Source organism: Streptomyces sp. NPDC005262 (assembly GCF_042872425.1).
Taxonomy (GTDB): Bacteria; Actinomycetota; Actinomycetes; order Streptomycetales; family Streptomycetaceae; genus Streptomyces.
In genome coordinates, this window is sequence record NZ_JBIAKK010000004.1 from 159,433 (window position 1) to 181,575 (window position 22,143).

The following is a 22,143-nucleotide window of genomic DNA, read 5'->3' on the forward strand; positions in this document are numbered from 1 at the left end:
TCCGCGCCCGTCACATGTGTTGTCACCGCACGGAGCGGTCCGCAAACGGCGTATCAGGCAAAGGGCCCGGGTATCACCGAATCGGGCAGGGGAATCACGCCATCTGCCGGTCGGGCACGAGGAGTTCGGGGATGACTCACTGGTATGAGGGGCCACTGGCCGCTTTTGACACCGAGACAACAGGGGTGGACGTCGAGGAGGACCGCATCGTTTCGGCGGCCCTGGTCGTCCAGGACACGGCGGGCGGGCGCATGCGCGTGACCCGCTGGCTGGTGAATCCGGGGGTGCCGGTGCCCGTGGGGGCCACCGAGATCCACGGTCTGACCGACGATCACCTCCAGCGCAACGGCCGCTGGCCGGCGCCGGTGGTGGAGGAGATAGCCAGGGCGCTCGCCGAGCAGTGCGCGGCCGGGCGGCCTCTCGTCGTGATGAACGCGCCGTTCGATCTGACGCTGCTGGACCGGGAGCTGAAGCGGCACCGGGCGTCGTCGCTGGCCGGGTACCTGGAGAACACGCCGCTGTGCGTACTGGATCCGCGGGTCCTCGACAAGCATCTGGACCGCTACCGCAAGGGCCGGCGCACGCTCACCGATCTCTGTGCGCAGTACGAGGTGGTGCTGGACGGCGCCCATGACGCGGCGGCCGACGCGGCGGCGTCGCTGGAGCTGGTGCGGGCGGTGGGGCGGCGCTTCTCGTCGCGTCTGGAGCGGTTGTCGCCGTCGGAGCTGCATGCCTTGCAGGCCGTGTGGCATGCGGCGCAGGCGCGCGGGCTGCAGGCGTGGTTCGCGAAGAGCGGTACGCCGGAGGCGGTGGACCCCGCTTGGCCACTGCGCCCGGAACTTCCGGCGGCGGCATGATCGCGGGCCTGCGGAAGCAGGTCCCATGACCGTGATCCGGACATGCAGAGGCCGGTCCGTCGATGACGCCGACGGACCGGCCTCTCCCCGGGGTGGGCGATACTGGTTTCGAACCAGTGACCTCTTCGGTGTGAACGAAGCGCTCTCCCACTGAGCTAATCGCCCGGGAACGCAATGAACCATACAGGCCCCGGCGGGTGTGGTTCAAACTGCTTCGAGGCGGGCCACCAGTCCTCGGCGTCCGGCCCGCATCATCAGCGCGTGGTTCGCCCGGAACACCGCGCGTCCCGGCACCGCGAGCAGCCGCATCATCGTCCGGCGCACCTCGACCTCCTGCTCGTACGTGGCGCGGGTGCCGGTGCCGTGTGCGGTGACGGTCCAGCGGGCCCAGCCGTCGAGGTCACCGTCGAGGGTCACTTCGAGCACTCCGGCCGCCGGGTCGCGGCGGCTCTCGCGGACGGTCATGACGAGGTCGTACGGGAGGAAGGAGCGGATCCGCATGGATCCGGTGGCGTCGTCGACGGTGGCGACCTCGCGGATCTGCGGCCACCATCGCGGGTACTCCTCGGCGCGTTCGAGGACTCCGTACACGGCAGCGGGTGGGGCGGACACGTCCCAGGTGCTCACAAAGCGGTAGTGGCTCCAGTCCATGGGTCCCAGTTTGCGCGTACTCAGTCCCCCGACTGAGTATCCGAGCGCATGTCCGAAGCTGTGGGCCGCGCCACACTCCGCTCATGGAACATGTGCCGCCGCCCGCAGAGGAATTGGCGCTCCTCGACCGTGAACTGGCCCGGCTGGACGCCCGCCGGATGCAACTGCTGACCCGTCGTGCCTGGCTGCTGAGTGTTCTGCAGCCGCCGGCCACGCCTCCCGCAGCACCGCCCGGACAGCCGGCCCCGGCCCCGCGCACACCCTCGTCCTCCTCGGCGGCCCCCGTGCCGCCGCGCAGTGCACAGAATCTGCTGCTGACCCTGGGCGGTCTGCTGCTGACGATCGCGGCGATCGCATTCACCCTGGTCAGCTGGGGTCAGATGGGGATCGGCGGCCGCTCGGCGGTGCTCGCACTGGTGACGGTCGCCGCCCTGGCCGCGCCCGCCGTGCTGCTGCGCCGTGGGCTGTCGTCGACGGCCGAGTCGCTGGGCGCGCTCGCACTGGTGCTGATGGTGCTGGACGCCTATGCGCTGCACCGGGTGGCGGCGCCGGACACCGGCGGTCTCGGGTTCGCCTCGGCCGCCTCGGCGGTGCTGGCCGTTCTGTGGGCGGCCTACGGTCTGGCGCTCGGCAAACTGCGTCTGCCGCTGCCGATGGCCGTGGTGAGCGTGCAGTTCACGCCGGTGCTGTGGAGCTGGGCGGTGGGTGCGCAGGCGTCGGTCGTCGCCGGGGCGCTGCTGCTGACGGCGACCCTGGACTGCGCAATCGCCCTGCGGGGCAAGGGTGTCGCGGTGCGGGCGACCGCTGCCGTCGGTGGTTGTCTCTCAGGGGCGGCCGGGCTGCTGGTGGCTCTGGCGCTGTCGGTGACGGCCGGTACGCCGGCGGCGGCGGTGGCGCCCGGGGCGCTGCTGCTGACGGGGGCGGCGGTCGCGCTGTTCGGGGTGTGGCGGGCACCGAAGGAGTTCGCGGTGGCCGGTGGGGTGACGGCCGGGCTCGCCGTGGTGGCCGGGGTCGGCGGCGTGCTGCGTGCGGGGGCGGCTGAGGACTGGTCGGTTCCGGTGTATTTGCTGTGCGGTCTGGTGCTGCTGACGGCGGTAATCGCTCCGCTGCCGCGACCGGCAGGGCAGGGGGTGCTGTGGGCGTCGGGCGTGGTGGTCGCCGGGTCGGTGCTGTCGGCGGCGCCCGCGGTCGGGATGACGCTGGTGGGTCCGGTGTCGCGGTTGACGGCGGCGTGGTCGGGTGTGCCGGAGGGACGTGTCCGCGGTGCGCTGGGGCCGGCGGGGATGGAGTGGTCGCAGTTCTCCACGGCTCCGGTGATTCTGTTGGTGGTGGCCGGTCTGACGGGGGCGGCGTACCGCTGGTGGACGTGGTGTGCGCGGGCGGCCGGAGCGGTGGTCTCCGCCGGTCCGGCATGGCGGGGTGCGGCGGGTGCGAGTGCGCTGGTGCTCGACTGGGCGGGGCTGCTGGTGCTGCCCGTTGCCCTGGACGCTCCGTACGCGCCGGCGGTGGCGGTGCAGTCGGTGCTGATCGCGGTGCTCCTCGCTGTGACGGTACGGGCGGTGCGCCTCGGCACGACCCTTGTGGCGTCGGCCGCGCTGGTGTGCGCCGTGGTCGGAGCGGTGAGTGCGGGGACGCTGTCCCTGGCCGTGGAACCCGCCACCTATGGGGTGTTCGGCGCGCTGCTGGTGCTGTTCGGGGCGGCGGCGGTGGGGACGCGTGCCGATGCGGCGCCGGCGGCGCGAATGGCCCGGCTGTTCCAGGCGGTGCCGGCGTGTGCGGCCGTGGTGTGCGCGATGGTGCTCGCCGGTGCGCTGGGGGCCTCGCTGGAACTGGCGACGTACCGGGCCGCGCCGCTCATGCTGGTCGTCCCCACGGTGACGGTCCTCCTCGGGGCGCGGCTGCGGGGCGGCCCGTCGGCGTTGCCGGTCGAGCTCACCGGCGCCGTCGCCGGTGCGGTGGCGGTCGCGATGGCCGTACCGGATGCGCCGTTCCTGGCTCTGGTCCTCGCGCTGTGCGGGGTGCTGGCGGCGGGCACCGCCCTGCGTGCGGAGCGGCGGCCGGCGGCCGGGTATCTGGCGGTGGTCCTGTTCGTCCTGGCCACCTGGCTGCGGCTGTCGGCTTCGGATGTGTCGGCCCCGGAGGCGTACACCCTGCCGGTGACGGTGCCCGCGCTGGTGGTCGGTGTGCTGCGGCGGCGCCGTGATCCGGCGGCGTCCTCGTGGACCGCGTACGGGGCGGGGCTGGCGGCGACGCTGGTGCCCAGTCTCTTCGCGGCCTGGATCGACCCGTCATGGGTGCGGCCGCTGCTGCTCGGCGTGGCGGCGTTGGTGATCACGCTGGCCGGGGCGAGGCTGCGGCTGCAGGCGCTGCTGCTGCTCGGTGGTGCGGTGCTGGCCATGGACGCGCTGCACGAACTGGCGCCGTATGTGATCCAGGTCGTGGGTGCGCTGCCGCGCTGGCTGCCGCCCGCGCTGGCCGGTCTGCTGCTGCTGGTGGTCGGGGCTACGTACGAGAAGCGGCTGCGCGACGCGCGGCGGCTGAAGGACGCCCTGGGCCGGATGCGCTGACGAAGGTCGTGGTCGGCGCACCGGCCCGGGGCGTGCTCCGGCTGCCTCAGGCCGGCATCCGGTCACCGAGGAGCGCGAGGTTCTCGATGGCGGCGAGTCCGTGCAGCGCGGTGTCGTTGGTGCAGACCCAGTTGGCCTCGCTGCCGGCGACGGTGGTGACGGGTCCGCTCACCTTCTCCGTCTTCCAGGGGGCTGACTCCTGGTAGCCGTCGCTCTTGTAGAACTTCTCCCAGGCGCGGGCCGCGGGCTTCCCGTCGACGTTCCCGGCCTTCTCCAGTCCGGCGCGGAAGTTCTCCATGCTGAGATTTCCGGCCTTGACCCGGGAATTGAGGTCGAGCAGCACACGCTTGTCGTCGTACTTGCGCAGAAATGCGACGGAGTTCTGGAAGACATGGGGGGCATTGCCCGCGGAGGCCTGGGTGTTGAACTTCTTCCAGAAATTCTCGCAGTCCTGGAAGTCCGTCTTGACCTTGATGTTCGGATGCTTCTTCTCGAACAACGCGATCGTCTTGTTGATCAGCGTGGCCCGCTCCTGGCCGCCCCACCAGGAGTAGCGGATCTCAACCTTTCCGTCGGCCCCCGCTCCCCCGCCGTCACCGCCGCAGCCGGAGGCCATCAGCCCCGGCAACCGCCACACCGATGCCGCCGCACGCAGCCCCTGGGCACTCCGCCAAGACCTCATGACACACCCCTCCCGGGCGGCCAGCCCCGCCACCACGGTCGATTGAATCGTTTTAGAAAGCGCTTGCTGGGCTGCTAGAGATCCGATGGGGTTGCGTCGACGACTCAGACGAAATCGATCGAAGCGCTTCGACCGGAGCGCGGCGACGGAGGCCGGCGGCGCCGGATCGGGCCCGGAAAACGCAGAGGGCCCGTGAGACTTTGCAGTCTCACGGGCCCTCTGTCCGGGTGGGCGATACTGGTTTCGAACCAGTGACCTCTTCGGTGTGAACGAAGCGCTCTCCCACTGAGCTAATCGCCCGGGCGCACCGCAAACATTACCCCATGTCAGCGGCGCCCTCCGACCACCGTCGGGTCACTCGTGGATCTTCCACGGCATCGTGATCCCGAACTTCCAGACATAGATCCCGACCAGCACGGCGACGATCACCAGACCGACCACGGTGAGGATGATGTTCCGTCGCCGGACCTTGGGGTCGAGTGCCTTCTGCGCCGCCTCGGTGACCTTGCGACGGGTCCAGCGCAGCACCAGCTGCGCCCAGACGAACTCGGTCGCCCAGATCGCCATGCCACCGAAGATCACCAACCAGCCGGGCCCTGGCAGCGGCAGCATGATGATGCCCGCCACGACCACGGCGAGGCCGACCACGAAGACGCCGACCTGCCAGCTCACATGGAGCGCTCTGGACGCCTTGATGAAGCCGGGCGCCCGCGATCCGAGCTCCCGTTCCTCCTTCGTCACACCCTCCGTGACGCCTGGCGTCACGCCCTCCGTCACGTCCCCCGTAGCGGGCGCCGGGGCTGCCGGTGCGGCCGCCTCGTCCCGCGCGTCACTCTCCGCATTCATAGGCCCCAACTTACCGGAACGGTCTTTGTCACCGGAATGGCCGCATAACCCAAAGTTACACACCGCTGCACGAGCTACCTGAAGCGCCACAAAAAGGTCAGAGGGGTTTACAACGCCACCGTAGGTGGCATGTCGATTTCGCCGACGTGCGAATCCCCGAGCGCACACTGAGCGAAAGGCCCTGGCGCTTATGAACACCACGGTCAGCTGCGAGCTGCACCTGCGCCTCGTTGTGTCGAGCGAGTCCTCACTGCCTGTACCCGCGGGCCTGCGGTATGACACGGCCGATCCGTATGCCGTGCACGCCACCTTCCACACCGGAGCGGAGGAGACGGTCGAATGGGTATTCGCCCGCGACCTCCTTGCCGAGGGGCTGCACAGGCCCACCGGCACCGGAGACGTTCGTGTCTGGCCATCTCGAAGTCACGGCCAGGGCGTCGTCTGCATCGCGCTGAGCTCCCCAGAGGGCGAAGCCTTGCTCGAGGCCCCGGCGAGGGCCCTGGAGTCGTTCCTGAAGAGGACCGACGCCGCGGTGCCGCCCGGCACCGAGCATCGTCATTTCGACCTCGATACGGAGCTCTCACACATCCTGGCCGAGAGCTGAGCCAGATCGAGAGCTGCAGGGTGCCGTCCGACTCGGGGCGACGGTGCCGCGCAGACAACCGCATAGGGCAGACACCGGCGCCGTGACCACGGAAACCACCGTGGTGACGGCGTCGGTGCGATGTGCGCCGGTGCGCACCTGCGCACATCCGGCCCACCGATCCGCGCCTGACATGCCCAGCGCGCCCCCAGTGCCCCCGTACGCCTTCGCAGCCCCTTGGTGCCCACCCGGGGCCGGTAAGCGCTCCTCGCCGGCTCCACGGGCCTTCTCGGGCCCCTGTGCGTCTTCGCCGAGCCAGTAGAGTCAGCCGGCATCGGCGGGCGCCCGCTCGCCGGAGGCCAGGGAGCGAAAGCGTGCTGATCCCCCACGACACCCGGATCGCCCTCGACACGGTGGTCGATCTGGTGAACACCGCACCGGAGACGGACCGGCCCGAGGACGAGCGGAACGACGGCCTAGCCGGCGTCGAAGCGCTTTACGAATTCGCCCTGCGACACCGCATCAGCGGCGTGGGCGACCTCGGCGAGAAGGACCTGCGGGCCGTACAGGACGTACGGACCCGGTTCGCGGAGATCTTCGCGACGCAGGACACCCGGATGGCCGCCGGTCTCGTCAACAGCCTCGTGGCCGCCGCGGGCACCACGCCTCAGCTGAGCAACCACGACGGCTATGACTGGCATGTGCACTACTTCGCGCCGGACGCGTCGATCGCCGACCATCTCGCGGCCGACTGCGGCATGGCGCTGGCCTTCATCGTCGTGGCGGGCGAGCTGGAGCGGCTGCGGCGCTGCGAGGCACCGGACTGCCGGGACGCGTTCGTGGATCTGTCCCGCAACCGCTCCCGCCGGTACTGCTCCAGCCGCACCTGCGGTAATCGGCTGCATGTCGCCGCGTACCGGGCGCGCCGCAGGGAAGCGGCCGGCTGACCGCTCACCCCGCTCACAGCAGGAAGAGATCGTGCAACGCGGCCATCAGCAGCAGGCTGCCGACCACCGCGAGGAAGATCATCAGAGGGGGCTGGGAGAGCGCGAAGAGGCAGCCACGCGGCTCTTCGTCGGGGGGTGCGGGGGCATCGCCCCGGGAGGTGTCCACCATCTCGGGACGATCATGACGCAGGCCGGACCCCGTTGGCGATCAACACGCCTTTTTGTGACGGGAGTTCACTCCCGTCGCGACGGAGAGGATTCGCTCCGGCGTCCGATTCGCCGTCACATATTCGGGGCCGTGTCCGGCTTCCCCGCGCACTCCCCCGCCCCGTACCGCTCAGCCGAGGTCGCGCAACATGCGCAGCTGGACGGCCCGGTGGGCCGATGAGCCGCCCTCGTGGTTGTTCCAGGGGTAGACCTCGATCTCCTTCGGACCCGCCCAGTGGTTGTAGGCGGCGAAGACCGTCGATGGCGGGCAGATGGTGTCCATCAGCGCCACCGAGTAGAGCGCCGGGGCGGTGGCCCGCGCTGCGAAGCTGATGCCGTCGAAGTAGGAGAGCGTGCGGAACACCTGCTCGGCGAGCCCGTGTTGGGTGGCGAGGAAGCGCACGATCTCCTGGTACGGGTCCTTGTCCGTGATCTCGACGGCCCGTCGGAAGTGGGACAGGAAGGGTACGTCGATCAGCGCGGCCTTCACGTGCGGGCTGAGCCCGGCCACCGCCTGGGCGATGCCGCCGCCCTGGCTGCCGCCGTGCACGACGATCCGGTCCGGGTCGACGGACGGATGCGTACGGGCCACCTCGACCGCGCGTACCGCGTCGGTGAACACGCGCCGGTAGTAGTACGCGTCGGGGTCGAGGATGCCGCGCGTCATGAATCCGGGCGACTGCGGGTTGGCGCCGCCGTGCGGGTCGGGCGTGGAGCCCGCCGAGTGGCTGTTGACGGCACCCTGGCCGCGGGTGTCGACGAGCAGAGTGGCCCAGCCGGCCGCGGGCCAGACCAGGTGGTCGTGCGGCAGTCCGCGACCGCCGCCGTAGCCGAGGTAGTGGACGACGCACGGGAGGGGCCCCTCGGTGCCCGCGGGAACGTTCAGCCAGGCACGTATGCGGTGACCGCCCCAGCCGGAGAAGGTCACGTCGTGTACGTCGACGGTGCTCAACGCCCCGTCGTACGGCTCGAATTCGGCGTCGAGCGGGAACGCCGACGACTCGTCGAGGGTGCGCTTCCAGAAGGCGTCGAAGTCGGCGGGTTCACCGGACTCCGGCCGGTAGTCGCGGAGTTGATCCAGAGGAAGGTCGAACAGGGGCACGGCGTCTCCGTTTCGGACATGTGACGGGAAGGGACGGACGGACAGGAACACGGGAGGAGGCGAGCCCCGGGCGCGGACCGGGGAACCGGGCGCCGGCCCGGTCAGTGCGCTGCCGCGCTGGAGGCGCGGACGACAAGCTCCGGCTGGAGCACCACGCTGCGGTGCTCGTGCGTGTCGTCCTCCTCGTCCGCCTCCTCCAGCAGGAGCTCCGCGGCCAGCCGGCCCATCATGACGGCGGGCTGGCGGACCGAGGTGAGCGGTACGGCTGCGGCGGCGGCGAATTCGATGTCGTCGTAGCCGACGATGGCGATGTCCTGCGGCACCCGCACGCCGGCCGCGTACAGCGACTGCAGTACGCCGAGAGCCAGCAGGTCGTTCGCGCAGAACACGGCGGTCGGCCGGGGTACGAGTCCGAGCAGCCGGGCTCCGGCGTCGCGGCCCGCCGCCACGTCCAGGCGCTCGGACGGGATCTCGACGAGCGCCTCGGGTCCCAGCCCGGCCCCGGCGAGGGCCGACAGGGCACCCTCGCGGCGGTCCCTGATCTGGTGAAGGTCGCCGGGGCCGCTGACATACGCGACCGCGCGGTGGCCGGCCGAGACGAGGTGACCGACGGCGAGGGCGCCGCCCCGCACGTCGTCGACGGAGACCGCACAGGTCCCGGTGGAGGACGCGACCCGGTCCACCAGCACGAAGGGGATGCGGTGGCGCCTGAACGCCTCCAGATTCCGGCCGGTCGCATCGGCCGGCGTGACCAGCACACCGCACACCCGCTGCTCGGCGAGGAGTCCCAGATACTCGGCCTCCTCCGCCGGGCTCTGGCCGCTGTTGCAGACCATCACCCCGAGGCCGGCCTGCCGCGCGGCGCGCTCGGCACCCCGGGCGACGTCGACGAAGAACGGGTTGCCCATGTCGAGGACCAGCAGCGCCATGATCCGGCTGCGGCCGGCCCTGAGCTGGCGCGCGGACTCGCTGCGTACGTACCCGAGGTCCTCGATCGCGGCCAGGACTCTGGCCCGGGTCTCCGGCAGCACCGCTTCGGGCCGGTTGATCACATTGGACACGGTGCCCACGGAGACTCCGGCCTGCCGGGCCACATCCTTGATCCCTGCCACACGCGCCACTTGCCCTGCCCTACCTGAATTGTTTCAATCCGACCGGGACGCTAGCCCCAACCCCGTAGAGCGTCAAGGATCACGGGACGGCGTCAAGGGTCACATGTGAATCGATTCACTCTCGATTCGTCTCTGCCCGGCCACCGATTCCCTGCCTGCGGGATCTCAGATGCCGTGCTTCTTCAGGATGGCCTCGATGTCGCTGAAGTCTTCGCCCGCTGCGGTGGCCTGCTGCTTCGGCTTCGACTTCGCCTGCGGCTGGGCCGCCGGTACGCCACCCCCGAGGGAGGGCGCCGACGCGGCGGGCGCGACGGCGTCACGCTGCACCGCCTGCGCGGCGGCCTTGCGTTCCTTGCGGGTGCCGACGCCGCGGCGCTCGATCGCGCGCGTGGTCATGAAGAGCAGCCAGGCCACCCCGAGCAGTCCGAAGCCGAGCCAGACACTGGGTTTGAAGGCGATGTCGGAGACCCACTGGACGACCCCGGTCATCACCAGACCGATCGGGACCAGGGAGTAGGCGGCGATCCGGGTCGCGGCCAGGAAGCGCTTCCGGTACGCGGTCACGGCGGCGATGCCCAAGCCCGCCGCGGACACCGCGGAGCAAATGGTCTCGGCAAGCATCGGGGCCTCCAGGCGCGCGGGGAAACGTCCCTTCCATCCTGCACCGCCCACCCGGCGGGTGGCCATGATCCAGGACCACATCAGGGACATTTCAGGGACGGGAATCCTCCCCAGGTGCCGACCGGAGTCCGGTCGCACACCCAACGGGGCCGGGGCGGATGCCCTCCGCGGCCGGGGCTGAGGCCCACCGCGGCCGGGGCGGATGCCGATTGGGATGCGCACGCGGGCCCTGGGAGACTGGCTCCATGAGCGATTCCACCCCCGCAGCCCCGGTCGTCCTCGATGTCTGGTGCGAGCTCCAGTGCCCCGACTGCCACCGCGCCCTCACCGATGTGCACGCCCTTCGCGCCCGGTACGGGGACCGGCTCGACGTGCGCCTGCGGCACTTCCCGCTGGAGAAGCACAAGCACGCCTACGCCGCGGCGCAGGCCGCCGAGGAGGCCGCGGAGCAGGGCAAGGACTGGCCGTACATCGAGGCCGTGCTCGCCAGGACCGACGAGCTCGGCCGCGCGGGCGAGCCGCTGCTGATCGATGTGGCACGTGAACTCGGCCTGGACGCCGAGGAGTTCGACACCGCCCTGATCGACGGGCGGCACATGCTGATGGTCGACGCCGACCAGGCCGAGGGCAAGGCCATCGGCGTGACGGGCACCCCCACGTATGTGATCGGCGGCGAGACGCTGGACGGCAGCAGGAATCAGGACGGGCTGCGCGAGCGGATCGAGGAGATCGCCGACCGGCTGCTCGCCGAGCGGGCCTGAAGGCACCCCTACGCGGCCGGCCCGGACCTGCCGACGACTACAGGGGCTTGACGAGGTTGTACCGGGTCGCTGCGTAACCGAGCGACTCGTACAGCCGGACCGCCGGAGTGTTGGACGAGAGGACGTGCAGACCGATCCGCTCGTGCCCGGCGTCCAGCGCGATGCGTTCCGCCTCGAGCATCAGCGCACGGCCGAAGCCCCGGCCGCGGAAATCCTCCCGCACCTCGACGTCGAAGACGTACCCGACGACCGTCCCGGGGTGCATCTCGAACCGCGACACCCAGACATGCCCCACGGTCCCGTCCTCCTCATGGACCAGGGTGTGCAGGTGCGCGCCCTCCGTGGCGAGTCCGTGCGGCAGATACGTCCGGTGGGAGATCTCGGCCTTCCGCATGGCCTCGGCCTCCGGGACGCCGCGGGCGATCCAGGTCCCCGCGTAACCGGTGATCGCGGTGCTCTCCCACTGCGCGAAATCCTCCGGCGTCATCGGTCGCCCGGTGACGCCGTCCGGCAGGACCGGAGGGGTCTGCGGCAGATCCTTGATCATGTTCTTGCTGCGCTCGGTGTAGCCGAGCGCAGCGGCGAGCCGTCGTCCGGCGGTGTTGTCCGGCTCCACCGAGAGCGCCAGCCGGGAGCATCCCCAGCCGCGCAGCACTTCCTCGGCGGCGAGTGCGGCGATGGTGCCGCGGCCGCGCCTGCGGCTCGGTTCGTCGATCCGCAGGGAGTGGAGCACCCCCGCCGTCGCTCCGAACCCCGGGTCGGTGCCGATCTCGACGGCCCCGACCGGGCGTCCGTTGTCGCACACGTCGTACGCGCGGGTCCTCGCGCCGTCGGCGCCTTGCTGGATCGGCCCGGTCGGCCGGATGGTCGTGGTCATCACCGGTGTTCTATCCGCTGCGCCGCCGCCCGTCACCCGATTTTGCGGATCCGGCCACGGGACGGATCGGGCTCACGGATCGAGGTCGTGCCCGGCACGCTCGTCGAAGACCCGCATGGCCTTCGCCGTCACCGGCCCTGGCGTGCCGGGCAGTTCGCGGCCGTCGATCCGGTGGACGGCCTGGACGTCCCGCAGGCTCGAGGTCACGAACACCTCCTCGGCGTGCTCCAGCACGTCCATGGACAGTTCGGTCTCGTGCGCCCCCGCCCATTCGACGACCAGTGCGCGGGTGATCCCGGCGAGGCAGCCGGAGGCGAGCGGCGGGGTGTGCAGCCGACCGTCGAGGACGACGAAGACGTTGGTTCCGGTGCCTTCGCAGAGCTGCCCGACGGTGTTGGCGAAGAGCGCCTCCGAGGCGCCCTGCTCATGGGCGCGGGCGAGGGCGACGACATTCTCCGCGTACGAGGTGGTCTTGAGCCCGGCGAGCGCGCCGCGCTCGTTGCGCGTCCAGGGGACGGTGATCACGGCGGTGGTGTCGTGGCGCCGGGTGGATTCCCCGAGGGCGACGACCAGGCCCGCCCCGTCGTTGCCACGGTCGGAGCCGAGAGGGGAGAGCCCGCCGGTGTACGTGATGCGCAGCCGTCCGAGCTCCATGGGGTTGGCGTCGACGACCGCGGCGCAGGCGCGGCGCACCTCGTCGAGGTCGGGATCCGGCAGGCCGAGACCGCGGGCCGAGCGGGTCAGCCGGTCGAGGTGCCGGGTGAGGGCGAAGGGCCGGCCGGCGGTGGTCTTGACGGTCTCGAAGATGCCGTCGCCCACGGTCAGTCCGTGGTCGAACACGGACACCCTGGCATCGGCCTCGTCGCGCAGCGCGCCGTTGACCCAGATCCTCATCACGCGGTCCTTCCAGTCGCTTGGTGGGCGCCCGACGCTACAGCGAGCAGCCGGGCCGCCTTCAGCTCGGTCTCGTCCCATTCGCGCTCCGGGTCCGAGCCCCAGGTGATGCCGGCGCCGGTGCCGAACCGGAGGACCGGGGCGGCTTGGGTGCGGTCGACCCAGAAGGTCCGGATACCGACGGCGAGGCCGGCGGTGGAGCGGTCGGCGTCGACCCAGCCGATGCCACCGCAGTAGGGACCGCGGGGCGCGGTCTCCAGTGAGTCGATGATGCGGAGGGCGCTGGACTTGGGTGCCCCGGTGACGGAGCCGGGCGGGAACGCGGCGGCGAGCAGCTCGGGCCAGCCGACGCCGTCGGCAAGGCGGCCGCGCACGGTGGAGACGAGATGGACGAGCCCCGGGTGCTTCTCCACCACGCAGAGGTCGGGGACGGTGACCGATCCGGTGGCGCAGACCCGGCCCAGGTCGTTGCGGACCAGGTCGACGATCATCACGTTCTCGGCGTGGTCCTTCTCCAGCAGATCGGCTTCGGTACGGCCGGTGCCCTTGATCGGTCCGGACTCGACGGTCCGGCCGTCCCGCTTCAGGAAGAGTTCGGGGGACGCGGTGGCGACCTCCACGCCGTGCGCGGGCAGCCGGATCGTTCCCGCGTAAGGGGCGGGGTTGCCGAGTGCCAGCAGCGCGGTGAGGGCGTCGACGTCCGCGGCAGCCGGGTCCGGCAGCACCGCGGTCATGACCCGGCAGAGGTTGGCCTGGTAGACCTCGCCCGCCGCTATGTACTCGCGGATGCGACGTACTCCGGCGGTGTACGCGGCCCGGTCCAGCGACGAGATCCAGTCGCCGGCTCCGGGGCCGCGCCAGGCGCCGGGTACGGGCGCGGGCACCGGCGCGGTCCGTACGGTGCCGAAGCGGGCGCAGACGAGACCGCCCTCGAAATCGGCACATACGGCCCAGAAGCCGGACGAGTCGAGGGCGGCGGGATCACTGGTCACGTCCTGCAGATCGGACGCGATGAGGCCGTCGAAGCGGGCCATTGGGGCGAGGTCGTGCACGTTGCTGAGTCTAGGACGGCCCGCGATGACCTGCGCCGGGGCGAACGCACCGCAGCACGCTGCACAAACGCGTTTTTGTACTGGCCCGGGAATCCGCTAGAGTTCAACACGTCGCCGGGACACGCAAGTGAAACGGAAACGACAAGCGGACGTGGCTCAGTTGGTAGAGCATCACCTTGCCAAGGTGAGGGTCGCGAGTTCGAATCTCGTCGTCCGCTCGAAGTGGGGGATCTTTTCCCGAACCCCTGCACTCCTGGTGGAGTGGCCGAGAGGCGAGGCAACGGCCTGCAAAGCCGTCTACACGGGTTCAAATCCCGTCTCCACCTCCAAGGACGATTAGCTCAGCGGGAGAGCGCTTCCCTGACACGGAAGAGGTCACTGGTTCAATCCCAGTATCGTCCACTGGTCCGCAAGGATCCCCCCGCGCGATTAGCTCAGCGGGAGAGCGCTTCCCTGACACGGAAGAGGTCACTGGTTCAATCCCAGTATCGCGCACGCAGTACACGCAGGTTCACCCTGCGCGATTAGCTCAGCGGGAGAGCGCTTCCCTGACACGGAAGAGGTCACTGGTTCAATCCCAGTATCGCGCACCAGCCGAAGCCCCGGTCGTCGAGACGACCGGGGCTTCGTCGTATCCGCGGCGGGGGCCGACCGACCGGGGTCAGCCGGTGAAGAGTTGGGTGGCCTTACGGATCAGTTCGTACAGCCCGTAGGCGAACGGCAGGGCGACCCAGAGCCAGACCACGGCAGTGAGTGTTCTACGACTGCTGGTGTGCACGGGTCTTCCTCTCCGCTGCCTCGTGGAAGCGTGGATGGACGGGGCGTACGAGCTCATTGGCGACGAAGCCGACGATCAGCAGTCCGATCATGATCGCCAGCGATGTCGTGTAAAGGTCGGACCCGCTGCGGCCCGCCCGCTCGCCCGCGTCCGCCACCCAGTTGACGATCAGCGGGCCGAGGACGCCGGCGGTGGACCAGGCGGTCAGCAACCGGCCGTGGATGGCGCCGACCTGATACGTGCCGAAGAGGTCCTGCAGATAGGCGGGGATCGTGGCGAATCCGCCTCCGTAGAACGAGAGAATCACCAGCGCGCAGCAGATGAAGAGCGGTTTGGAGCTGCCGAACTCGACGATCGTGAGGTACATCAGGGCGCCGACGCCCAGGTAGATGCGGTACATGTTCTTGCGGCCGATGAGGTCCGAGGTCGAGGACCACAGGAGCCGGCCGGTCATGTTGGCCAGGGAGAGCAGGGCCACGAAGCCTGCCGCGGCGGAGACCGTGACCGGGGCCGAGGTGCCCGTGAAGAAGTCCGAGATCATGGGCGCGGCCTTCTCCAGAATGCCGATGCCCGCGGTGACGTTCATGCAGAGCACCACCCACAGACACCAGAACTGCGGTGTCCGCAGCGCGTTGCGGGCGGACACCTGGGCCGTGGTGACGAGGCGGCGGGGCGCCGCCTCCGGCCGGTGGCCGGCCGGGAGCCAGCCGTCCGGCGGCACCCGGACGAGGAAAACGCCGAGCGCCATGAAACCCGCGTAGGCCACACCGTGGACCAGGAAGGCGGTGGCGATTCCCGCGCTGTCGGAGCCGAAGGATTCGAGCATCCCGGTCGACCAGGGTGAGGCGATCAGCGCTCCCCCGCCGAAGCCCATGATGGCGATGCCGGTGGCCATGCCGGGGCGATCGGGGAACCACTTGATGAGCGTGGAGACCGGCGAGATGTAGCCGATGCCGAGTCCGATACCACCGATGAAGCCGTAGCCGACGACGACCAGCCAGAACTGACCGGTGGCCACGCCGAGGGCGGCGACGAGGAAACCCGAGGAGAAGCAGACGAGGGAGACGAACATCGCCCAGCGCGGTCCGTTGCGTTCGACGAGGGTTCCGCCGAAGGCCGCGGAGAGGCCGAGCATGACGATGGCGAGTTGGAAGGGCAAGGCGCTGGCGGTACCGGAAAGGCCGAGAGCCGACTCGAGCGGGGGCTTGAACACGCTCCAGGCATACGCCTGCCCGATCGAGAGATGCACCGCGAGGGCGGCTGGCGGGACTAGCCAGCGGCTCCAGCCGGGTGGCGCGACGGTCCGGGACCTGTCGAGGAAGGTCATGGGCCGGAACTTTAAGGATCAACCATGTCGGTGCCTAGAGGTGCGACAAGACTTTGTCCACGGTATGCACTACGGCCGGGCCGTGCGCAGTGCGCGCTGCGGGCCCGGACACCGTGCGTCCGGGCCCGCAGCGTGGCCTCGGCCCGATCAGGACGAGAAGAGCATGTGGCCGAAGCTCTTGTGCCGGTAGTGACCGCCGTGGTGGCCGCCGTGGTGCTGCGGAGCACCCCAGGCGGGGGCGGGTGCGGCCGGGTATGCCTGAGGGGCCGGCGGCACGGGCGGCGCCTGCTGCGTCCACTGCGCCTCGATGCGGGTCAGGGACTCCAGCTCGCCGTAGTCGAGAAATATCCCCCGGCAGCCGCTGCACTGCTCGATCTGGATGCCATTGCGGTTGTATGTCTGCATCTGCGCGTGGCACTTGGGACACTGCATGGTCGGCTCAGCTCCTCGCCGTCGGTTCGCCGTCCCGGAATTCATGCCCGGAGACGATCGGTTCACCCTACGACGAGTGTTCGGCGGCCAACTCGTGCGGGAGGGACGCAATTCGGGCACAGGCGTCGATCATCATCTGTTCCACTTCATCCGGAGTTCTCCCCTCCGTGGCAGACTTGGCGAACGCCAGCGCGGCGGTCTGCACCGTCAGGGCGCGGGCCGGGGCGTCCAGGTCGGGCCAGGGGTCGCCATCGGCGCGTACGGCCGGCCCGCCGGCCGCCCGGTAGGCGTCCAGGAAGCGCAGCCAGACGTCGGGAGGCAGCAGCCCGGCCGCGTACCAGGCGGCGGGGCGCGCCAGGTCCCAGGCGGGGTCACCGAGGCCCAGGTCGTCGACGTCGATCAGCAGCCAGGGGCCGTGCGGGGCGGGGTGGCGGACGAGCTGGCCGAGATGCAGATCGCCATGGCAGAGGAAGCGCGAGCGGTGCGGGGGCGCGACGTCCTCGCCGCGGGCCCAGGCGGGCAGCCGCCGCCATGCTTCGCGTATGGGGACGGTGGCCGGGTCGCCGGGCCGGGCCCGGCACATCCGGGCAACGGCGAGTGCGGCCTTCGCGGGGCCGCGCATCGCGGGGAAAGCCCGCATGGCCCGGGGCGGGGTCGGTGGTGCGGTGCGGTGGAGGCGGGCCAGGAGCACGGCCGCATCCTCCCAGGGCGCGGCGTCGGGGTCTGCGGGGTCGACGGGTTCGCCATGGGGCCACAGCGTCACGGAGCGGCCGTGCACCGTGGAGTCGGGGGCGGTGGGCCGGGGTACGGGTGGCAGGAGGATGCCGGTCAGGGCTGGGGACGCCGCCAGGGCGAGGCGGGCGGCCAGGGCGGTGGTGTCGGTGTCCGGGGCGTGGGCCTTCGCGACCACCGGACCGCTGCGGACGACTGTGCCGTCGGCGCGGTCCGCGAGCACCGCCGGGGCCGGGCAGGTGCACGGAGCCTCGGCACCCGTGGGCGGGTGGGCCGCGTCATGAGCGAGGGCGCCCAGCGCGCGGACGACTGCGGTGGTCACGGTCTCCCCCGGTGGCAGCAGGTGCGGCCCGGTTCCGACCGGGCCGCCGATGAGCGTACGCGCAGCCGCGCACGCCGCGGTCCGGCGCCGAGGGCCGGCGCCGAAAACTCCGGCAGTGCGTGCCGGGCGCGAGGTACCCCGGAAAGCGCGATGTCCGGTCAGCTCCCCAGCTGACCGGACAAACGCTGCCGTCCGCCGCACCCCCGTCCCCACGGGGCTGTTGGCCCGATGTCCCGGTCCGGACCGCTCTTCCGGACCCGGGGCGCCGCTCAGCGCCCCAGCATCACACCTACGGACGACGCCTGTGTGACCACTGCGTCCCAGCCGCCGAAGACGACTACGAGCAGGGCCGCCAGAGGAAGAACCATGGCCGTCGCCACCAGCGGGTGGCGCGTACCGGACGACGGGCGGCCGCCGAACGCGGCATGTGCCCTGCGCCCCTCCGTACGGATCATCGTCCGCGCTGCCGTGTGCGCCATGGTTCCTCTCCTGACCTGTTGTGGGAGCGGCGGGCATCTGACCTCGGGGGACGAGTGCAACGCCCGCCGCTCGAATTCAACATTAGGGACGCCCGGGGCGCGGGTCGTCATGCCCGCGTATCGAATGCCGGGCCTCCCGGAGGATGAGCCGTCGGTGCTCGGCGTACTCCTCTGGGTGGAGATCGGGCACTAGACCTTGGGGTCTTCCCGGAGGGGGCGCTCGGACGCGTCCTCCCGGGGGACCGGCTGTTCGACCAGGGCGAGCACCCTGGCCGCCATGAAGCGGGCGGTGCGCACCACGGAGCCGTTGCGAGTGACTTCACTCACTTCGACCACCCCTCGGCGGACGGCCGTCTCCACCCGGCGACCCGCTCGGCCGGCCACCACTTCGTAGGTACGCGTCGTGTCCCCGGCGTCCACGACTATTTCGACTCGATCGCCCTTCACTGATCCAATCCCCCTTCTGCGACGGACCTTTGAGATCTCGCACGGGCCGGAGAGCGTGGATCCGCGGCTCCCTGACCACCCTTCAAGTTTCCCACCCGGCACTGACAATCGATGGGCGGACGAGGGCGCGGCCTCTGAGCGCGCCGGGCCACGGGTACGTAAGCTGTGCCACGTCAGGCGGACCAGGCAGCGGGGATGGGCAGACATGGCGATGATGCGGCTCCGGCGCGAGGACCCGCGTGTCGTCGGCTCGTTCAGACTGCACAGACGGCTCGGAGCGGGCGGCATGGGTGTCGTCTATCTGGGTTCGGACCGGCGCGGCCAGCGGGTGGCGCTCAAGGTGATCCGCCCGGATCTCGCCGAGGACCAGGAGTTCCGTTCGCGTTTCGCGCGCGAGGTGTCGGCGGCGCGGCGGATCCGCGGCGGCTGTACGGCACGTCTGGTGGCGGCCGATCTGGAGGCCGACCGCCCGTGGTTCGCCACGCAGTACGTCCCCGGCCCCTCCCTGCACGACAAGGTGGCCGAGGAGGGCCCGCTGTCGGCGGCCGAGGTGGCGTCGATCGGGGCGGCGCTCTCCGAGGGGCTGGTGGCGGTGCACGAGGCCGGTGTCGTCCACCGTGATCTGAAGCCGTCGAACATCCTCCTCTCCCCCAAGGGCCCCAGGATCATCGATTTCGGGATCGCCTGGGCGACCGGGGCGAGCACGCTCACGCATGTGGGTACGGCCGTGGGCTCGCCCGGCTTCCTGGCGCCCGAGCAGGTGCGGGGCGCGGCGGTCACCCCCGCGACGGACGTGTTCTCGCTCGGTGCCACGCTGGCGTACGCGGCGATGGCCGACTCGCCTTTCGGGCACGGCAGTTCCGAGGTGATGCTGTACCGCGTGGTGCACGAGGAACCGCAGTTGTACGACGTTCACGACGCGCTGGCGCCGCTGGTGAGCGCCTGCCTGGCGAAGGACCCGGAGGAGCGGCCGAGCACGCTTCAACTCTCCATGCGGCTCAAGGAGATCGCCGCCCGCGAGGCGCAGGGACTGCACGAGAGCCGGCCGCCCGCGCAGCGCTCGGCGCAGGAGCTGGACCGGCCGACCGGCCGGCTCGACGGCCCGTACACCGAACAGCAGACCCGGCGCGCGGCGAGCCCTGCGGCGCCGCGTCCGCAGACCCGGCAGACGGCACCCTCGCGCACGACGGCCCCCCGTACGGGGGGCTCACGGCCGCAGCCACCGCGCAACACCACCCGCTCCGGCAAGCGCCCCCAGGCCACCAACGGCACGAACGGCACGAAGGGGCGTCCGGGCACTCGGCCCGGGACCCGTACGACATCGACGGGCCGGCGTCCGGCCAACCCGCGGCTGCTTCGGCAGCGTCTTTTCGTCTTCGTCGTGGTGACGCTGCTGGTGGCGCTGGGGATCGCGGCGGCGCAGGGTTGCCAGGGACCGGCCCGTGGGCTGGGCGCCACACAGGCCCCGGGACAGCAGGAGCAGCACGGAGTGCAGGAACAGCCCCAGGGGCAGCGCCTGCTCGCCCGGCGGTAGGGGCCGGCAAACAGCCGGTCAGTCCTGCGGGCGGCCCGTCGCCACCGCGTAGAACGCGACTGCGGCAGCCGCGCCCACGTTCAGCGAGTCGACGCCGTGCGCCATCGGGATGCGTACCCATTCGTCGGCAGCGACCAGGGCCTGTGTGGACAGCCCGTCGCCTTCGGCGCCGAGCATCAGCGCCACCTTGTCCATCCGGTGCGGCGCCGCCTCGTCGATACTGCTGGCCTTGTCGTCGGGGGTGAGCGCCAGGAGCTTGAAACCCGCCTCCCGTACGGTCTCCAGGGCCTTGGGCCAGCTCTCGAGACGCGCGTACGGGACGGAGAAGACCGCGCCCATGGAGACCTTGACGGAGCGCCGGTACAGCGGGTCCGCGCAGTCCGGGGAGAGCAGCACCGCGTCCATGCCGAGGGCGGCGGCGCTACGGAAGATGGCGCCGATGTTGGTGTGGTCGTTGACCGACTCCATGACGACGACCCGGCGGGTCGTCGTCAGCAGTTCGTCGGCCGTCGGCAGTGGTTTGCGCTGCATGGAGGCCAGCGCGCCGCGGTGCACGTGGTAGCCGGTGACGCGCTCGGCGAGCTCCGGGCTGACCGCGTAGACCGGGGCCGGGACCTCGTCGATGACGTCACGCATCAGATCGACCCACTTCGCCGAGAGCAGCATGGACCGCATCTCGTACCCGGCGTGCCTGGCGCGTCTGATCACCTTCTCGCCCTCGGCGATGAAGAGTCCCTCGGCGGGCTCTCGCCTGCGTCGGAGTTCGACGTCGGTCAGGCCCGTGTAGTCGCGCAGGCGCGGGTCGTCGGGGTCGTCGACGGTGATGAGATCTGCCACAGGTTGATACTGCCTTGTCCGGTGTGTGGTGCCAACGGCTCGGAAGAAGATCCGTTACCGCTGGTTACTCGGCGGGGTTCGGGAGGGTGGCCGTACCGACCGCGACGACGTCACCGATGACGATCACGGCCGGCGGGCGTACCTCTTCGGCGGCGGCCCGTTCACCGACGGTCGCGAGGGTCGCGTCGACCCTGCGCTGTGCCGCCGTGGTGCCCTCCTGGATCAGGGCGACCGGTGTACCGGGCGACTTGCCGTGGGCGATGAGGGCCTCGGCGATGGCGCCGATCTTGTCCACGGCCATCAGCAGCACGAGGGTGCCACGGAGCTGTGCGAGGGCCGCCCAGTCGACCAGCGAACGCTCGTCGTCGGGGGCGACATGACCGCTCACCACGGTGAACTCGTGGGCGACCCCGCGGTGGGTGACGGGGATACCGGCCGCGCCGGGTACGGAGATCGAGCTGGAGATGCCGGGGACGACGGTGCAAGGGATGCCCTCGGCGGCGAGCGCCTGTGCCTCCTCCATGCCCCGGCCGAAGACGAACGGGTCGCCGCCCTTGAGCCGTACGACGGCCTTGCCCGCCTTGGCGTGCTCGATGAGCGCCTGGTTGATCGCCTCCTGCGCCATGAAGCGGCCGTACGGGATCTTCGCGGCGTCGATCACCTCGACGTGCGGCGGCAGTTCGTCGAGCAGGTCGCGCGGGCCGAGCCGGTCGGCGATGACGACATCCGCCTCGGCGAGGAGGCGCCGCCCGCGCACGGTGATCAGGTCGGGGTCACCGGGGCCGCCGCCGACGAGGGAGACACCAGGGGTGGGGCGGGTGCGGTGGTGCGGTGCGGCGAGCGTGCCGTCGCGCAGACCCTCGACGATGGCGTCGCGGACGGCGGCGGAGTGGCGCGGGTCGCGGCCCTGCGCGTCGGTGGAGAGTACGGCGACGGTCACGCCCTCGCTGCGTCCGGTGGCCGGGGTCCAGGCGGTGGCGACATCGGCGTTGTCGCTGCGCACGCACCAGGTGCGGGTGCGCTCGGCCTCGGCGGACGCGGCCTCGTTCGCGGTGGCGTCGTCGGAGGCGATGAGCGCGTACCAGGTGTCGGTGAGGTCCCCGTCCTCGTACCGGCGGCGCTCCCAGTGGATCTCACCGGCGTCGGCCATCGCCTCGACGGACGGCGTCGCGGACGGAGATACGAGGGTGATGTCGGCGCCCGCCGCGATGAGTGCGGGGAGGCGGCGCTGCGCGACCTGACCGCCGCCGACGACGACGACGCGGCGCCCGCTCAGGCGCAGTCCGACGGGGTACGCGGGGTGATCTGCGTGCTCGGCCATGGCGGTGCGGGCTCCTCGGGCGATACGGGGTGCGTGCGGGCCGCTACGGCGGTGGAGCGGCTGTGACGTGCGGTTTTGTGGGGTGTGAGTCCACGATACGGGGTGCGGCGGGGCGGGCCGGTGGGGGTGGGGGCCGCTGCACAGAGCTCTCCCCCACCCACCCCTTCCGGGAACC

Annotated in this window: 23 protein-coding genes and 7 tRNA genes; 11 read left to right on the forward strand and 19 right to left on the reverse strand. The window is 71.0% G+C overall.

The genetic code is table 11. The features are described 5' to 3' along the window. Positions 1-131: 131 nt before the first annotated feature. Entirely contained in the window at positions 132-857 is a 726-nt protein-coding gene (locus ACFYP5_RS13800) for a 3'-5' exonuclease (protein WP_030968691.1), read from the forward strand. Positions 858-950: 93 nt separating this feature from the next. Here the strand turns inward: ACFYP5_RS13800 and ACFYP5_RS13805 are convergent. Both ACFYP5_RS13805 and ACFYP5_RS13810 read right to left on the reverse strand, forming a co-directional pair. Further along, positions 951-1,022: transfer RNA gene (locus ACFYP5_RS13805), tRNA-Val, on the reverse strand. Between the two features lie 39 nt (positions 1,023-1,061). Beyond that, entirely contained in the window at positions 1,062-1,508 is a 447-nt protein-coding gene (locus ACFYP5_RS13810; RefSeq protein ID WP_389034741.1) for an SRPBCC family protein, read from the reverse strand. An 83-nt stretch (positions 1,509-1,591) separates the two neighbouring features. On the opposite strand from ACFYP5_RS13810, the gene ACFYP5_RS13815 reads away from it, so the two are divergent. Continuing rightward, the gene (locus ACFYP5_RS13815) at positions 1,592-4,075 is read left to right on the forward strand and encodes an SCO7613 C-terminal domain-containing membrane protein (protein WP_389034744.1); all 2,484 of its coding nucleotides are present in this window, start codon (positions 1,592-1,594) and stop codon (positions 4,073-4,075) included. Positions 4,076-4,121: 46 nt separating this feature from the next. Here the strand turns inward: ACFYP5_RS13815 and ACFYP5_RS13820 are convergent, their stop codons facing one another. From ACFYP5_RS13820 to ACFYP5_RS13830, 3 genes are all read right to left on the reverse strand, one after another. Beyond that, positions 4,122-4,757 carry an extracellular solute-binding protein gene (locus ACFYP5_RS13820; RefSeq protein ID WP_389034747.1) on the reverse strand — a complete coding sequence of 212 codons (636 nt, stop codon included), beginning with the start codon at positions 4,755-4,757 and terminating at the stop codon, positions 4,122-4,124. 228 nt (positions 4,758-4,985) lie between these two features. Further along, a tRNA-Val gene (locus ACFYP5_RS13825) sits at positions 4,986-5,057 on the reverse strand. Between the two features lie 54 nt (positions 5,058-5,111). Continuing rightward, positions 5,112-5,603 carry a TIGR02611 family protein gene (locus tag ACFYP5_RS13830; protein WP_389034750.1) on the reverse strand — a complete coding sequence of 164 codons (492 nt, stop codon included), beginning with the start codon at positions 5,601-5,603 and terminating at the stop codon, positions 5,112-5,114. A 190-nt stretch (positions 5,604-5,793) separates the two neighbouring features. Between ACFYP5_RS13830 and ACFYP5_RS13835 the strand changes: the two genes are divergently transcribed. Then, positions 5,794-6,207 (forward strand): SsgA family sporulation/cell division regulator, encoded by a 414-nt coding sequence (locus tag ACFYP5_RS13835; protein WP_003959770.1) that lies wholly within the window; start codon positions 5,794-5,796, stop codon positions 6,205-6,207. 353 nt (positions 6,208-6,560) lie between these two features. Beyond that, entirely contained in the window at positions 6,561-7,133 is a 573-nt protein-coding gene (locus ACFYP5_RS13840; RefSeq protein WP_389034753.1) for a CGNR zinc finger domain-containing protein, read from the forward strand. Positions 7,134-7,146: 13 nt separating this feature from the next. Here ACFYP5_RS13840 and ACFYP5_RS13845 read toward each other — a convergent pair whose 3' ends face one another. The 4 genes from ACFYP5_RS13845 to ACFYP5_RS13860 form a co-directional block, all read right to left on the reverse strand. Next, positions 7,147-7,302 (reverse strand): hypothetical protein, encoded by a 156-nt coding sequence (locus tag ACFYP5_RS13845; RefSeq protein ID WP_176902249.1) that lies wholly within the window; start codon positions 7,300-7,302, stop codon positions 7,147-7,149. A 168-nt stretch (positions 7,303-7,470) separates the two neighbouring features. Continuing rightward, positions 7,471-8,442, reverse strand: coding sequence for an acetylxylan esterase (locus ACFYP5_RS13850; RefSeq protein ID WP_389034756.1), 972 nt, complete (start codon positions 8,440-8,442; stop codon positions 7,471-7,473). A 101-nt stretch (positions 8,443-8,543) separates the two neighbouring features. Beyond that, positions 8,544-9,563 carry a LacI family DNA-binding transcriptional regulator gene (locus ACFYP5_RS13855; RefSeq protein WP_389034759.1) on the reverse strand — a complete coding sequence of 340 codons (1,020 nt, stop codon included), beginning with the start codon at positions 9,561-9,563 and terminating at the stop codon, positions 8,544-8,546. 156 nt (positions 9,564-9,719) lie between these two features. Then, entirely contained in the window at positions 9,720-10,175 is a 456-nt protein-coding gene (locus ACFYP5_RS13860; protein ID WP_389035324.1) for a hypothetical protein, read from the reverse strand. Between the two features lie 245 nt (positions 10,176-10,420). Between ACFYP5_RS13860 and ACFYP5_RS13865 the strand changes: the two genes are divergently transcribed. After that, positions 10,421-10,936 (forward strand): DsbA family protein, encoded by a 516-nt coding sequence (locus ACFYP5_RS13865; RefSeq protein WP_389034761.1) that lies wholly within the window; start codon positions 10,421-10,423, stop codon positions 10,934-10,936. 37 nt (positions 10,937-10,973) lie between these two features. On the opposite strand, the gene ACFYP5_RS13870 is transcribed toward ACFYP5_RS13865, so the two are convergent. From ACFYP5_RS13870 to ACFYP5_RS13880, 3 genes are all read right to left on the reverse strand, one after another. Further along, the gene (locus ACFYP5_RS13870) at positions 10,974-11,813 is read right to left on the reverse strand and encodes a GNAT family N-acetyltransferase (protein ID WP_389034764.1); all 840 of its coding nucleotides are present in this window, start codon (positions 11,811-11,813) and stop codon (positions 10,974-10,976) included. A gap of 72 nt (positions 11,814-11,885) precedes the next feature. After that, a complete protein-coding gene (locus ACFYP5_RS13875; RefSeq protein ID WP_389034766.1) occupies positions 11,886-12,707 on the reverse strand; it encodes an aminotransferase class IV in 822 nt (273 codons plus the stop codon). Beyond that, complete coding sequence (locus ACFYP5_RS13880) at positions 12,707-13,741, reverse strand: chorismate-binding protein (RefSeq protein ID WP_389035327.1); 1,035 nt, start codon at positions 13,739-13,741, stop codon at positions 12,707-12,709. The genes ACFYP5_RS13875 and ACFYP5_RS13880 overlap by 1 nt, the downstream gene beginning before the upstream one ends. Positions 13,742-13,904: 163 nt before the next feature. Here ACFYP5_RS13880 and ACFYP5_RS13885 point away from each other — a divergent pair. The 5 genes from ACFYP5_RS13885 (at position 13,905) to ACFYP5_RS13905 (ending at position 14,352) form a co-directional block, all read left to right on the forward strand. Next, positions 13,905-13,977 (forward strand) — tRNA-Gly (locus ACFYP5_RS13885). 37 nt (positions 13,978-14,014) lie between these two features. After that, a tRNA-Cys gene (locus tag ACFYP5_RS13890) sits at positions 14,015-14,088 on the forward strand. Position 14,089: 1 nt separating this feature from the next. Next, a tRNA-Val gene (locus ACFYP5_RS13895) sits at positions 14,090-14,161 on the forward strand. Positions 14,162-14,182: 21 nt separating this feature from the next. Beyond that, positions 14,183-14,254: transfer RNA gene (locus ACFYP5_RS13900), tRNA-Val, on the forward strand. Between the two features lie 23 nt (positions 14,255-14,277). Further along, a tRNA-Val gene (locus tag ACFYP5_RS13905) sits at positions 14,278-14,352 on the forward strand. Positions 14,353-14,517: 165 nt separating this feature from the next. On the opposite strand, the gene ACFYP5_RS13910 is transcribed toward ACFYP5_RS13905, so the two are convergent. The 5 genes from ACFYP5_RS13910 to ACFYP5_RS13930 all read right to left on the reverse strand — a co-directional run bounded on the left by ACFYP5_RS13910 (position 14,518) and on the right by ACFYP5_RS13930 (position 18,276). Beyond that, a complete protein-coding gene (locus ACFYP5_RS13910) occupies positions 14,518-15,864 on the reverse strand; it encodes an OFA family MFS transporter (protein WP_389034769.1) in 1,347 nt (448 codons plus the stop codon). A 147-nt stretch (positions 15,865-16,011) separates the two neighbouring features. Further along, entirely contained in the window at positions 16,012-16,296 is a 285-nt protein-coding gene (locus tag ACFYP5_RS13915) for a zf-TFIIB domain-containing protein (RefSeq protein WP_030968663.1), read from the reverse strand. Positions 16,297-16,363: 67 nt separating this feature from the next. After that, on the reverse strand, positions 16,364-17,350 hold the full coding sequence (locus ACFYP5_RS13920; protein WP_389034772.1) for a phosphotransferase family protein: 987 nt from the start codon (positions 17,348-17,350) through the stop codon (positions 16,364-16,366). Between the two features lie 269 nt (positions 17,351-17,619). Then, positions 17,620-17,829 (reverse strand): hypothetical protein, encoded by a 210-nt coding sequence (locus tag ACFYP5_RS13925; protein WP_389034774.1) that lies wholly within the window; start codon positions 17,827-17,829, stop codon positions 17,620-17,622. Between the two features lie 189 nt (positions 17,830-18,018). Further along, the gene (locus ACFYP5_RS13930) at positions 18,019-18,276 is read right to left on the reverse strand and encodes a hypothetical protein (RefSeq protein ID WP_030918716.1); all 258 of its coding nucleotides are present in this window, start codon (positions 18,274-18,276) and stop codon (positions 18,019-18,021) included. Between the two features lie 205 nt (positions 18,277-18,481). Here ACFYP5_RS13930 and ACFYP5_RS13935 point away from each other — a divergent pair, with 205 nt between their 5' ends. Then, positions 18,482-19,810, forward strand: coding sequence for a protein kinase (locus ACFYP5_RS13935; protein WP_389034777.1), 1,329 nt, complete (start codon positions 18,482-18,484; stop codon positions 19,808-19,810). A gap of 18 nt (positions 19,811-19,828) precedes the next feature. Here ACFYP5_RS13935 and ACFYP5_RS13940 read toward each other — a convergent pair whose 3' ends face one another. Beyond that, the gene (locus tag ACFYP5_RS13940) at positions 19,829-20,647 is read right to left on the reverse strand and encodes an RNA methyltransferase (RefSeq protein ID WP_030918709.1); all 819 of its coding nucleotides are present in this window, start codon (positions 20,645-20,647) and stop codon (positions 19,829-19,831) included. Between the two features lie 64 nt (positions 20,648-20,711). Then, the gene (gene cobA / locus ACFYP5_RS13945; RefSeq protein WP_389034780.1) at positions 20,712-21,968 is read right to left on the reverse strand and encodes a uroporphyrinogen-III C-methyltransferase; all 1,257 of its coding nucleotides are present in this window, start codon (positions 21,966-21,968) and stop codon (positions 20,712-20,714) included. Positions 21,969-22,143 lie beyond the last annotated feature (175 nt).